Annotated in this window: 11 protein-coding genes; 6 read left to right on the top strand and 5 right to left on the bottom strand. The window is 46.8% G+C overall.

Annotated features, from left to right (window positions below):
* Positions 1-11: 11 nt before the first annotated feature.
* Positions 12-1,166: a winged helix-turn-helix domain-containing protein gene (locus J4N37_RS20120; protein WP_252043214.1), complete on the top strand. Its 1,155-nt coding sequence runs from the start codon at positions 12-14 to the stop codon at positions 1,164-1,166.
* 147 nt (positions 1,167-1,313) lie between these two features.
* Here J4N37_RS20120 and J4N37_RS20125 read toward each other — a convergent pair whose 3' ends face one another.
* From J4N37_RS20125 to J4N37_RS20135, 3 genes are all read right to left on the bottom strand, one after another.
* Entirely contained in the window at positions 1,314-1,748 is a 435-nt protein-coding gene (locus J4N37_RS20125; protein WP_033004842.1) for an EamA family transporter, read from the bottom strand.
* A gap of 117 nt (positions 1,749-1,865) precedes the next feature.
* Positions 1,866-3,884: a TonB-dependent receptor domain-containing protein gene (locus J4N37_RS20130; protein WP_252043215.1), complete on the bottom strand. Its 2,019-nt coding sequence runs from the start codon at positions 3,882-3,884 to the stop codon at positions 1,866-1,868.
* A gap of 135 nt (positions 3,885-4,019) precedes the next feature.
* Positions 4,020-4,961: a LysR family transcriptional regulator gene (locus J4N37_RS20135; RefSeq protein ID WP_005434330.1), complete on the bottom strand. Its 942-nt coding sequence runs from the start codon at positions 4,959-4,961 to the stop codon at positions 4,020-4,022.
* A gap of 221 nt (positions 4,962-5,182) precedes the next feature.
* Here J4N37_RS20135 and J4N37_RS20140 point away from each other — a divergent pair, with 221 nt between their 5' ends.
* From J4N37_RS20140 to J4N37_RS20160, 5 genes are all read left to right on the top strand, one after another.
* Positions 5,183-6,103 carry a siderophore ABC transporter substrate-binding protein gene (locus J4N37_RS20140; RefSeq protein ID WP_252043217.1) on the top strand — a complete coding sequence of 307 codons (921 nt, stop codon included), beginning with the start codon at positions 5,183-5,185 and terminating at the stop codon, positions 6,101-6,103.
* A 357-nt stretch (positions 6,104-6,460) separates the two neighbouring features.
* A complete protein-coding gene (locus J4N37_RS20145; RefSeq protein WP_005429179.1) occupies positions 6,461-7,417 on the top strand; it encodes an ABC transporter permease in 957 nt (318 codons plus the stop codon).
* On the top strand, positions 7,410-8,360 hold the full coding sequence (locus J4N37_RS20150) for an iron chelate uptake ABC transporter family permease subunit (RefSeq protein WP_252043218.1): 951 nt from the start codon (positions 7,410-7,412) through the stop codon (positions 8,358-8,360). The genes J4N37_RS20145 and J4N37_RS20150 overlap by 8 nt, the downstream gene beginning before the upstream one ends.
* Positions 8,361-8,371: 11 nt before the next feature.
* Positions 8,372-9,133: an iron ABC transporter ATP-binding protein gene (locus J4N37_RS20155; RefSeq protein WP_252043219.1), complete on the top strand. Its 762-nt coding sequence runs from the start codon at positions 8,372-8,374 to the stop codon at positions 9,131-9,133.
* 143 nt (positions 9,134-9,276) lie between these two features.
* Entirely contained in the window at positions 9,277-9,879 is a 603-nt protein-coding gene (locus J4N37_RS20160) for a TetR/AcrR family transcriptional regulator (protein WP_252043220.1), read from the top strand.
* Between the two features lie 103 nt (positions 9,880-9,982).
* Here the strand turns inward: J4N37_RS20160 and J4N37_RS20165 are convergent, their stop codons facing one another.
* Positions 9,983-11,515, bottom strand: coding sequence for an MFS transporter (locus J4N37_RS20165; protein ID WP_252043221.1), 1,533 nt, complete (start codon positions 11,513-11,515; stop codon positions 9,983-9,985).
* Positions 11,516-11,520: 5 nt separating this feature from the next.
* Positions 11,521-12,534, bottom strand: a complete 1,014-nt coding sequence (locus tag J4N37_RS20170; protein WP_252043223.1) for an HlyD family secretion protein — start codon at positions 12,532-12,534, stop codon at positions 11,521-11,523.
* Between the last annotated feature and the right edge of the window lie 30 nt (positions 12,535-12,564).

Raw genomic sequence — 12,564 nt, forward strand, 5'->3', positions numbered from 1 at the left:
CAGATAACGACATGAAATCACTCACTCTCGCCCAAGCACAGAAACTGGCATTAATCTCTCAAGGATTGCCATTAGCATGCAACAAAGGCAGCGCCAAAGCAAAGACCTTAGCCGTTTTTGAACAACTGGGCTATGTGCAGATTGATACGATTTCTGTCGTTCAGCGCGCTCACCATCATACTTTGTGGAGCCGAAACCCAAGCTACCAACTTGAGCACTTAGACCAACTGGTAGCAGAGAAGAAAGTCTTCGAATATTGGTCTCATGCGGCGGCGTATTTGCCGATGTCGCAATACCGTCATAGCTTGCCTCGAAAAGCGGCGATCAAATCTGATCAGCAAAAGCATTGGTACAAAAAAGACCACGACTTGATGGCGTCTATCTTGAAGAGAATTGAGCAAGAAGGCCCATTGATGGCAAAGGACTTCGAATCCGCCAATCATAAGACCGATGGCTGGAATACTAAGCCAACCAAACGCGCCCTAGAGAACTTATACATGCAGGGCGATTTGATGATAAGCGAACGTCGTGGTTTCCAGAAAGTGTACGACCTAACCTCACATGTTCTGCCTCAAGACGTTGATACATCTATGCCAACCGAGCAAGAACACGCGCGATTCTTAGTCCTCAATTATCTTAAATCTCATGGGTTCGGTACTTTGCCTGAAATGGTTTACCTACTGAAAGGAGTTAAGAAGCCAGTACAACAAGCTCTATCCGAATTGGTCGATTTGGGTGAGATTGAAGCCATTAGCATCAACAATTCAGCTTATTATGCCTGTAGCGATGCGCTGAACATGCTCGACAAACGGCTCAACCGCAAACGCGCTAAAATCCTTTCCCCATTTGATAACCTGCTTATCCAACGAAAACGCGCCAGTGCAATTTTCAACTTTGATTACTTGCTAGAGTGTTATGTTCCAGAGCCAAAACGCCAGTTCGGTTACTTTTGTCTGCCAATATTGTGGGATGGGAAACTGATCGCGCGCGCCGACTGCAAAGTGGATAAAACCAGTTCAACGCTGAACGTTCTTAACCTAATTACCGAGCCTTCACTCAAAGACAGAGAAGCGTTTTTCGTCGCCTTAGAAGAGGAACTACAAGCTTTCGCGCAGTTTAATCAATGCCAAGCGTTTGTGATTCAGAAAGTCGCGCAAAGGGCGTAATGAAAAGAACAGTGCTCGAAGAATCAAAGAGCAAAGTGCTGAGAAACCAAACTGTTCTCTTCAAGCCCATGCACTCTGCATATCGATTCTGAATTACATCCGTCTCTCGCTATTCCAAGAGACGAGATACTTAGGTGATAGTGACCTTTAAGAACTTTGTAGGCTCACCAGAATCACGCCAACCGTGATCAAGCCAATCCCCATCCAGTTGACCATGCTGAGTTTTTCTCCCAGTAAAACCACACTGAATATAGCCACCAGCACCACGCTTAATTTGTCGATCGGTGCAACTTGAGAGGCTTGCCCCAATGACATGGCGCGGAAGTAACACAACCACGATGCACCTGTCGCTAAACCCGATAAGACCAGGAACACCATGCCTTTGGTCGAGATCTCTCCAATGGCACTGAACTGCTTGGTCGCGTAGGCAATCAAACCAACCAAAACAAGAATCACGCAAGTACGAATAAAGGTCGCCAAGTCAGAGTTGATGTTCGCCACACCAAGTTTGGTCAACACTGCGGTCATCGCCGCAAATACCGCCGACATAAGCGCCCAAAATAACCAAGAAGTTTGAAGCATTGTCTTTTCCTATTCATCCCTAAAAGCAAAAAAGGCGTTACAGAGTGTACTGCAACGCCATGTCTCGCTTCGATTAAATTCGACTTAAATCCAATCTAATCAGTCTGTAACTAGAGCTTAAAAGTCTGCTGTCATACCAACGTAGTAAGTACGCGGTGCTTCAACATAACCGATGTTTTCTAGCTCTCTTGATACGCTTTCATCGGTTAGGTTGGTGATACCCGCACGAATACGTAGTGCATCATTCACATGGTAAACCGTACCTAAATCCATCGTGGTGTAAGCGTCTTGCGTTAGCTGAGAATCAATCTTACGGTCGCCACGGTAGCGTGCGCTCGCAAACAGGTTCAAATCTTGAGTTGGGTACCAGTTTAGGCGAGCAAATGCAGAGTGCTTGTAACGCTCGTTCAACTCTTCACCTGTCGACTTATCTTCGGTGTCTAAGTAAGTGTAGTTACCAGACATCGCCCATTGCTCATTGAACTGAATGCTACCGGTTAGCTCCACACCTTGAATAACGGCTTTCGATACGTTTTGGTAAGACTTGTACGGGTTAGACAGTTCACGATCGATTGGGTCGCCATTGTCATCAATACAGCTCATCACTGCACTCGACCACGTACCGACTTCACAGAAGATGTCTGTCTGTTCGATTAGGTTTTCGATTTCGTTACGGAATACCGCGCCTTCAAGGTTCCAGTTACGACCGCTGTATAGCGCCGAGAACTCGTAGTTCACGCTGGTTTCTGCTTCCAGATCTTCGTTACCTACGATATTACAGTTACCTTTACAGCTGCTCATCGAGAAGTCTGGGTGGTTTTGCGTCATGGTTGGTGCTTTAAACGCTTTACCCACACCACCTTTCAGTACCAAGTCTTCCGTTGTTTGGTGTACTAGGTACACACGCGGGCTGAACTCTTCGCCGTAGTGCTCGTGCTTATCCAAACGACCACCAATGGTTGCCATCAGCGTATCGGTCATTTCCCATTGGTCTTGGATAAATACCGCACCTTGGTAAGCTTCTGCTTTGTTACCCACGATGTGCTCTGGGTTGGTCAGCTCGCTAGTTTGGTAGTCCACACCAAACGTCACAGTGTGGCTTTCACCTAGGTAAGTCGTTGCTGATGCTTCAAAAATTTGTGTCAGTTCTTCAATTGAATCAGCACCATCGTTTGCCGCTTCAATGTTCTCTACGTTTTCACGTGAGTAACGAACTTGCGTATCACCCCAAGACCAAAAACCGGTATGCGATAGCGCTTGGCTGTTACGTTTGACGCGAGACTCCGAGAACAGAACCGTAGTGCCACTTTCTGCTGCGGTATCACGCTCATCGTCACTGTAACCAAGGTCAAGATCGATAAATTGATTGTCCGCCAAATGCCATGAAAGCGTACCGAACATCGCTAAACTATCGCGATCTTCAAGTGCAGTAACCTCTTCACGATCGATGCCCCCTTTCTCGCCAGAGTATGGCTGCCATGCGTTGCGGCTCGTTTGAGAAACAGAGAAACGAGCAAAGAGTGTATCTTCAACCAGAGCGCCAGACGTGGTTAGACCCACTGTGTACTCTTGACCACCATTACCATCGTTTGGCGTGGTGTTGTCTAGGCTGAGTTGCGAGCTCCAATCGTTGCTTGGTGACTTAGTGATGATGTTGATCGTACCGCCCATACCGTCAGAGCCGTAAAGCGCCGACATAGGACCACGGATGATCTCCACACGCTCAATTGAATCCATTGGGATCGCAGAAAGATCGAAGTCGTTACCACGTACGATCGCACTTGCCGAACTCATGCGACGGCCATTTACCATGATCAGTGTGTATTTCGAATCCATACCACGAATCGAGATTTGCTGACGACCTGCACGAGTGCTGTCGAAATCTGACTCCACGCTGGTTGCGTTAGATACGATGTCCGCCAGCGTGATGCCTGGATCGTTTTCGATGTCTTCAGCGGTGATCACCGACATAGAAGCTGGAGCGTCTTTCAGCTCCATCTGGGTACGAGTTGCTGTTACAACAAGCTGCTCATCGGTTTCGATTGGCGTTGTATCAGCAAAGACGGAAAAAGAGGTACATAGCGCACCGATCACCACTGCTAATGGTTTTGGCGCAAACGGAGTCGTCTTCGACATGGTAAAAACCTATAAATTTTAATGGAACTTATAATGATAATGGTTCGCATTAAATAGCCTTTATTTGACGAAGACAAGCAACCGAGCATTTGTAGGATTAATTACCACTATGTCAAAAATGAATAATAATATTCTTTACCATTCAGCCTCAGTTGAGCCATATATTTCCTTGAACAATGATTTAACCCAATTACACATCGGGTCATTATGATAGCGCTTATGCCAGTACAAATAGACCGATTCACTGTCCATTCGAATCGCTTTTGGTACGGTTTTGGTGATCAATTTTCTTCCCTGACAAGCGTCTTGTGCAAACGGCGTTGGTAAGTGAAAAATCACGTCCGTTTGTTCAGCAATCGCTGGCGCAGCATTAAAGTTTGAAAGCTGAACAGGAATCGATAATTGGCGTTTTTTATCCACCACGCCAAGCTCAACAAAACGGTGATAAATCGACAGCGTTTTGCCACCTTGAAGTGAGATTTGACCGAAGTTGCAATCGAGCAGCATCTCCACCGTCAGTTCCTCAACATGGGCAAGTGGATGAGTTTCGCTCATCAAGAACCGGTAGTCGCGATTGGCAATTTTCATGCGATACAAATTCTGCTCAGAGCTAGGTGGCTCGGCGGTTGAAAGCACAAAATGCACATCCCCTGCGATCAGTGCATCGAAATGGCGCTTCGGGATAGAATCTATATCGACAATCATGTTCGGCGCTTCTTCACGGATGCGCGAAACAATCGGTGGCAGTAAGAAAATCACCTGCGGAACCAAGCCGTAAAAACGGATCGTACCGTTGCTCTTTTCTGGCACAAATGACTGGCCGTACATCAGCTTTTCTAGCCCGGTTAGAACGGTGTTCAAATCTTGCTTGATCACTTCCGCTTTTGGGGTCAATTCGTAGCCGTGTGCAGTACGTACTAACAACTCATCGTTGAACAAGTTTCTGAGTTTCTGTAAAGAGCGGCTCACCGATGGTTGACTCATATTGAGCGATACCGCGGTGTTGGAAACATGCTTCTCTTCAAGTAGGTGTTTGAGAATAAACAATAAGTTCAAGTCGACTTGAGCTAAATTCATTTTTTGAATACTCACTATTCCGCTAATTCTGTTGCTGCATATAGACTATCTGCTAATGTGTCTGCAATCAATAATCATTCTTATTTGATTTTAATCAAATAAGTTATACCGCTTTACGACTAATCTCGCGCTCTATTTTTTTAAAGCACTCTTTGTTTTTAAGGCACTATTTGTTTTTAAAGCACTAATGCGAGATTGCACCGCACCTTTTGGAAATCATTATGTTTGGTAAAACTTCTCTTCGCGTAGCAACGGGAGCTTTGCTGCTTGCATTGGCTCCTATGGGGGCAATGGCTAAAACCTACCAACACAGTTTGGGCACAGTAGACATTGATGGCGTACCACAACGCGTCGTTGTATTGGGCTACGGCAGTTTAGACTACATTGATGCTTTGGGCGTAACGCCCGTCGGCATGCCAAAGACGCTACTGCCAAAGTCGCTAGAAAAATTCCAAATCGACTCGTTCGCAAACACGGGCAGCGTGAAAGAAGTGAACTTCGAGACGCTGTTCATGCTTAAACCAGACTTAATCATCGCAGAAGGTCGCATGGCAGATATCTACAAAGATCTGAGCGACATCGCGCCAACTTACATGTTCCGCATCGACACCACCGACTACTGGAAAACAACCCAAGAACACTGGCGCACGCTGGGTGACATCTTCGACAAAGAAGAGCAAGCAGAGCAGTTGATTGAAGGCGTTCAAGAACAAATTAATCACCTTCATGCAAAAGTAGAGGCTAAGCCACCACGCACACTGACCGTCACAAACAGCGGTAACAGCTTGGCGATGTTTGGCACCAACAGCCGCTTCTCATTTGTGTATGAAGAAGCAGGTTTTGCAACGTCGACTTCTGAGAACGTGAAATCTGTACCACGTACTCACGGTAACTTGATTTCATTCGAATACATTGCTGATGCGCAACCTGAGGTACTGCTTATCCTTGACCGCGAACAAGCGATCGGTCAGAGCAGTGGTAAAGCAAAACAGCTGTTCGACAACGATCTTGTGAAGTCGACACCGGCGGCGAAAAACAACCGCGTGCTGTTTATGGACCCAGCGGCTTGGTACTTAACCGCAGGTGGCTACCAATCGACGCAAACCATGATTAAAGAGCTGAACCAAGTCATTGCTGACTAGGGTCTGTTTATCTTTCGTGGTTAAATTTTGTTCGAGATAAAAGCGTTTTAATCGCGGCGAGTCGATTGAAGCCTAGTGGTTCTAAGTAAAATTGACTCAACAAAGAGTAAAACGCTTTTAGCCGAACCCTTTGGGCAGCGTTTGTAGGTGCTTTCTACTGCGTTATCGGCTTATCAGGTAGGATAGCTACATATCAAAGCCTCTGCCTTGTATAAAACACCTACAAATTGCTGCAAAAACCATCACGAAAGGTCAACAGACCCTTATAGATTAGGTTCAATCTCACTCTAATCGATGACCTTTCCCGCTTCACGGTGCGAAAGGTCATTGTTGTTTTTATCACCCTATAAATACACCATGAAATTACATCATATCTTGGCTTTTTTATTGCTCGTCGTACTCGCCTGCGCCTCTTTGCTGGTTGGGGTGGCGAACGTTTCTCTCTCGCAGATTTTGGCCGGTGACAGCCACAGTTTGAACATCTTGCTGGTTAGTCGCTTACCCCGCTTGCTTGCCATCGTCTTAGCTGGCGCAGGTTTAAGTATTGCTGGTTTGATCATGCAGCAGATCGTACAAAACCGCTTTGCTGCCCCATCCACCACGGGTACGGTCGATTGGGCAATGTTCGGCTACATCGTCGCGCTGATTCTGTTTGCAGACATGAGCAGTTGGGTACACCTGATCACCATCTTCGCTTTCTCTGTGATTGGTACGGTGATCTTCGTGCGCTTCTTACAACGTTTGAAGTTTAAGAACACCGTGCTCGTCCCGCTGATAGGCATCATGTACGGCAACGTGGTTTCGTCCATGACCACTTTTATTGCCTACAAATACGACCTAGTACAGACCCTTGGTTCATGGACGGTGGCTAACTTCGCATCGGTATTGCGCGGTAACTACGAGTTCTTGTATCTCGCTCTGCCAGTCTCGGTTCTGGCTTACGCTTACGCTAACCGCTTTAGTGCGGCGAGTGTGGGCGAGAGCTTCGCAAAAAACATTGGTTTGAACTACCAACGCATTGTTTTAGTCGGTGTCATCCTTGTGGCTGTGCTGTCGTCATCGGTAGTGATGATCGTCGGTATGATTCCGTTTCTTGGGCTTATCGTGCCAAACCTTGTTTCACTGTTCATTGGTGACAACATGCGTCGCAACTTACCTTGGACCGCATATGCAGGTGTGATTTTGGTGCTTACTTGCGACATCCTCGGTCGTCTTATCATCTTCCCTTACGAGATTCCAATTTCGATGATCATCAGCATCTTGGGTGGCTCAATCTTCATTTACCTAGTTCTGAGAGACAAATCAAATGCGTGATTCTATGAAAGTAACCCTGCTGGCAATCGCGGCGGTTTTGATTTGTGCGGTGTTCATCGGTAAAGGCTTAACGCCAGATAACTACCAGTTCTTCTTGTCACGTCGCATCCCGAAAGTACTGGCGATTGTCTTGGCAGCGATGGCAATTGCGTCGTCGTCACTGATTTTCCAGACCATCACCAACAACCGAATCCTCACCCCTTCGATTCTGGGTTTCGATTCCATGTACGTGATGATTCAAGTGCTGCTCGTAGTAATGTTTGGCGGCTTGAGTGCTTTGGTCATCAACAGCAAGCTCAACTTCGTGTTGTCGACTGGCATCATGATTGTGTGTGCGATGACTTTGTTCAGCTTCTACTTCCGTGGTCGTCAGCGCAACATCTTCACCATGTTGTTGATTGGTATCGTACTGAGCAGCTTGTTCAATAGCGTCACCGGCTTCTTCACCATGATTACTGACCCAGATGAGTTCACCTTCATCCAAAGTTCGATGTTCGCCAGCTTTAACAACATCAACAGCGAATTGGTGTACTGGTGTGTGGTTCCGATGCTGCTGTGTGGAGCATACCTTATGCGTATTGCCCACAAATTGGACGTAATGTGGCTTGGCGTCGACAACGCGAAAAGCCTAGGTGTGGATACCCACAAACTGACCATGCAAGTCATGTTCATCATCACTTTGATGGTGTCTATCTCGACCGCATTGATTGGTCCAATTCTGTTCTTTGGTTTGATTGTTGTGGCTCTGACTCGCCAAATCTTCACTGGCTACCAGCATCGCTTATTGATTGTGGCGAGCTCAGTACTGTCGGTTGTGCTGCTGTCAGGCGGTCAATGGGTGGTTGAAAACCTGTTCGATTTTGACACCACCATCAGCGTTATCATCAACTTTATCGGCGGCGGCTACTTCTTGCTTCTGCTTATGAAAAACAAATTCGATTAAGGGTTTATCACATGATCCGTATTCAAGGTCTTAGCAAAAAATACAACGAAAAATACGTAGTAAAAAACGCCGATGCCCTTTTTCCACTTGGTAAAGTAACCAGCATTATTGGTCCGAACGGCGCGGGTAAAAGTACCCTGCTATCTATGGCGAGTCGCCTAACAGAAAGCGATGCTGGTAGCGTCGTGATTGGTGATAAGCCGCTTGACCAATGGAACACCGAAGACTTGGCAAAGCGCCTATCAGTCCTGCGCCAGTTAAACAACATCAACATGCGCTTTACGGTGCGTGATTTGGTGGCGTTTGGCCGCTTCCCGTACTCGCAAGGTCGTCTGACAGAAGAAGATCACCGCATCATTGATGAATCGATGCAGCATCTGGAAATCGACCATTTGAAAGATCGCTTTATCGACCAACTGTCTGGCGGTCAGCGTCAAATGGCGTTTATTGCTATGGTGGTGGCGCAAGATACCGACTACATCTTCTTGGATGAGCCGCTGAATAACCTCGACATTAAGCACTCCGTCGACATCATGAGTACGCTACGTAAGCTTGCGGAAATGAAGAACAAAGCCGTAGTGATCGTAATTCACGACATCAACTTTGCGTCTTGTTATTCCGACCACATCGTGGCGATGAAACTTGGTGAAGTCATCAAAGCGGGCTTGGTTGAAGAAGTGATTGATGCCGACGTGCTGAGCGATATTTACGAGATTCCATTTATCGTGCAAGAGATTAACGGCAACCGTATTTCGTTATACTACCGACGTTAACGTAACTAATCTGATTCCAAAGGCGGCCTCGTGTCGCCTTTTTTAATTTTGGTCAATGAAGAAGCGGTAAATATGGAAAAGCGGTGTGTCTCGGCGGCAATAATGATACTGTACTGAACAGTTTTATTTAGGTTGATTTAGTTATGCGCGCATCTACTGAAAAGAAAAGAACTCGAATCATCGAAGTGGCAACCGGGCTGTTTATTGAACAGGGTTACAAGGACACATCACTCGATCAAATCGTTGCTATTTGTGGTGGTTCAAAACAGACCCTTTATCGTTACTTTTCCAACAAAGAAGGGTTGTTTGTTGAAGTGCTCGCGCACAACACCAAAGTCAGCCTAGAGTCCGTTTTCCAACTTGCCGATAAACAGAACGAACCTCTAAGAGAAACCTTAGAAGACTTTGCGAAGAAGTATCTACGAGGCATTTGCTCTAACCCCATCCTATCGCTTTATCGCATCATCTCTGCCGACTTCAACAAACATGACTCGGTTCCAAATCAGTTTTGGCAAACCGGACCGCAGCGCATTCATCAATACTTAATTGAGTTTCTAAAAACCGACACCATCAGCCAGCAACTTAACATCGATGATGCCGATTTAGCTTGTGGTCAGCTACTCGCGCTGATCAAAATGGATTACCAGAACATGGCTCTGATGGGCTTTGATTTCTTAAGCGATGAAGAATTGGATTCGCACACACAAAAAGCCGTGGCGGCGTTCCTTAAACTTTATCAGCGCTAAGAACCTCAAAACTAAAAAACAAAGGGAGCACATTGGCTCCCTTTGTTTTTTGCGGCTTAGTTACCGAGTTGCTTGGCCGACTATTTGTTCTGTTTACCTAACCTCAGTGCGCTTCTTGTTTTGCGGCTAGCTTCTTACCAATCAACAAGATTGGCGCAAGCGCAAAAATAGAGACAATAAACATCACCAACGAATTACTCAGTGCTAATGTCGTAGCTTGCTCTTTCACAACCGCACTAATTTGGCTCATCCCAAGTGCCGGATTAGGTAAGCGACCATGAGTCAGAATCGCACTGCTCAATGCCTGTTCATACGCCGCAAACACATGGTTTGAACCGTCCAGAGTGCGACCGATTTCGCCCGATGCTTGCGCGCTGTGGCTTTGAATCACACGAGAGAAAAACGCCCCGCCAATCACTCCGCCCATGGTTCGGAACAAATAGAAGTTAGCAATACCTTCTAATCGCTGTCCTACTTGGAAGTACATCAACACCGCTATCGTCACCGACACATTCAACAAGCCAACACCAAAACCACGCAGCAGCATTGGGATGGGTAGTGACTCTGTGCCAACAAAGCTTGGCAGTTGGCTGAACTCGTGCACCGACAGCAGAATCATCAGCACGCCAAAAGGTACCACTGCATCTGCCAGTGGACGGCGGAAGTAATACACCAACACACTCACCAGCATGCCGACCAACATGGCGTAAAACGATGGCAGCTGCGCATAACCTGCATTGAGGCTGTTGTAGTGCATCGCCATTTTTAGGAAGTTGGCAAACAGCACCGTACTTGCCATCACGGCAAAGCCTGCAAGAAAGGCGTTATACATAAACACGTTGGTCTTTAACTTACCGTGCAATTGCATCGACGCAGTATCCAATTGGCGCGTTTTCACCAACTGATACACCGCCAACAAAGCCAGTGCCGCAGCCACAGAAGAAGCCTGTACAAACCAGTCTGAATCCAACCAGTTGTAGTAGCTGCCACGCATGAGTAGGAACACCACCAAACTCATCGTTAACGCGAGTACAAGGTACACCGAACCTGAAGACTTTGGCTTAGTTTCAATCTCAATCGCCTGAGGTTTATACACGCCGATCATCACTAGAGCTGAAAAGTACAACCAAGCCGAGGCAACGTTCAAAAACGACCAATCAAACACTTCGACAATCTCAGCCACCAACCACGGATAAGCGCCCATTGGTAACAGTGTTGAGAAGATCAGTGTCAGCGCAATAATCGCAGGCAACCAACGCTGCTCAAAGGTATTGAGTAGATAAAGATTCACCACCACCAATAACATGCTCATGAAAAAGCCGCTTACTAGCCAAGTTAGCGTAAACAACAAAGCATGCTGACCAGTCCAATAGAGCGCAAGGTTTGTTCCCAAGCCCACCAGCAATGCAGAGTGTAATGGCAGTGACGTTCCAAGCTTACGCACCAAGATAGGGGTGAACATAAACCCCAACACTTGAGTGATCATAAAGCCGATTTTCACTAGCTCGACTTCATCTACGGATAAACCGGATGTTGCGGCCATCTCGTGGGACAACTCGGTAAACATCACCGAATTGATTCCAAAAGCCGCAATGGCGAACAGCGCAAAAATCAGCAATGGAGAACGTGTTTTCATGGCGATTAACCTTGCGTTGCGGTCTCAATCGACACTTCAGCCGATAAGCCAGGGTAGATGCGCTGTTTCAGCTCTTGTGGGATATCCAACTCAATACGCACTGGCACACGCTGTACTACTTTCACAAAATTACCGGTCGCATTTTGCGGCGGCAACAAACTAAACTGCGCACCTGTTGCAGGCGTAATAGAAGATACACGACCATGCAACGGATGATCAGGGAACATGTCTAACACCACTTCTACGTCTTGGCCTTGTGCGACATTCTCTAGTTGAGTCTCTTTGAAGTTTGCCTCAATCCAAACGTAATCCGGCACCATCACAATCAAACCCATGCCCGGTTGAACAAACTTACCGACTTGCACTTGTCTGTCTGCCACATAACCATCAAATGGCGCTCGAACGATGGTTCGCTCAAGGGCGATATTCACCAACCTCAAGTTTGCTTCGGCTTGCTTACGTTGCGCGGTTAGCTGCATCTTTTCTGTTACTAGCGCATCGAGCTGCTTCTGTTCAGCGGCTAGCGCTAGCTTGGCAGTTTCAAGATTGCTGCTCGCTTCAATAGAACGCGTTCTTTGCGCTTCAAATTGGTTCTTGCTCACCGACTGCTTTTGTACCAAGCGTGAAAGACGTTTGAACTCCGCCGCTTGATGTTCTGCGTTCGCACTTGCGCTGTGGATGCCCTGCTTCGCCTGCTCAATCTTTACCAACTGCATTTCGGTTTTGGTTTGGTTTGCGGTCAGTGCAGCCTTTGCGACATCTAACGCTGACTTCGCAATTTCTTGGTTGGCAATGAAATCTTCATCATCAATCGAAAACAATGGCGCACCTTTGCTGACCCACTGGTTATCTTCGACAAAAAGTTGGCCTACCTGCCCACCGACTTCCGGAGAAATCGCCGTCACATCCGAGTGAACATAAGCGTTATCAGTGGTCACCGTATTAGGTTGATATAACGCACAACCTGCAGCGACTAACGAACCAATAACAAGCGACAACGCAATGACTTTCTTCTTCATTTTTGAAACCCAACTTAATGATTTTCACAA

Origin of the sequence: Vibrio sp. SCSIO 43153, assembly GCF_023716625.1 — a bacterium.
GTDB lineage: Bacteria > Pseudomonadota > Gammaproteobacteria > Enterobacterales > Vibrionaceae > Vibrio > Vibrio rotiferianus.

Excerpts from the sequence above, each read along its gene's own strand:
- J4N37_RS20120 (WP_252043214.1), top strand. The coding sequence starts at position 12 with ATGAAATCACTCACTCTCGCCCAAGCACAGAAACTGGCATTAATCTCT.
- J4N37_RS20125 (WP_033004842.1), bottom strand. The coding sequence starts at position 1,748 with ATGCTTCAAACTTCTTGGTTATTTTGGGCGCTTATGTCGGCGGTATTT.
- J4N37_RS20130 (WP_252043215.1), bottom strand. The coding sequence starts at position 3,884 with ATGTCGAAGACGACTCCGTTTGCGCCAAAACCATTAGCAGTGGTGATC.
- J4N37_RS20135 (WP_005434330.1), bottom strand. The coding sequence starts at position 4,961 with ATGAATTTAGCTCAAGTCGACTTGAACTTATTGTTTATTCTCAAACAC.
- J4N37_RS20140 (WP_252043217.1), top strand. The coding sequence starts at position 5,183 with ATGTTTGGTAAAACTTCTCTTCGCGTAGCAACGGGAGCTTTGCTGCTT.
- J4N37_RS20145 (WP_005429179.1), top strand. The coding sequence starts at position 6,461 with ATGAAATTACATCATATCTTGGCTTTTTTATTGCTCGTCGTACTCGCC.
- J4N37_RS20150 (WP_252043218.1), top strand. The coding sequence starts at position 7,410 with ATGCGTGATTCTATGAAAGTAACCCTGCTGGCAATCGCGGCGGTTTTG.
- J4N37_RS20155 (WP_252043219.1), top strand. The coding sequence starts at position 8,372 with ATGATCCGTATTCAAGGTCTTAGCAAAAAATACAACGAAAAATACGTA.
- J4N37_RS20160 (WP_252043220.1), top strand. The coding sequence starts at position 9,277 with ATGCGCGCATCTACTGAAAAGAAAAGAACTCGAATCATCGAAGTGGCA.
- J4N37_RS20165 (WP_252043221.1), bottom strand. The coding sequence starts at position 11,515 with ATGAAAACACGTTCTCCATTGCTGATTTTTGCGCTGTTCGCCATTGCG.
- J4N37_RS20170 (WP_252043223.1), bottom strand. The coding sequence starts at position 12,534 with ATGAAGAAGAAAGTCATTGCGTTGTCGCTTGTTATTGGTTCGTTAGTC.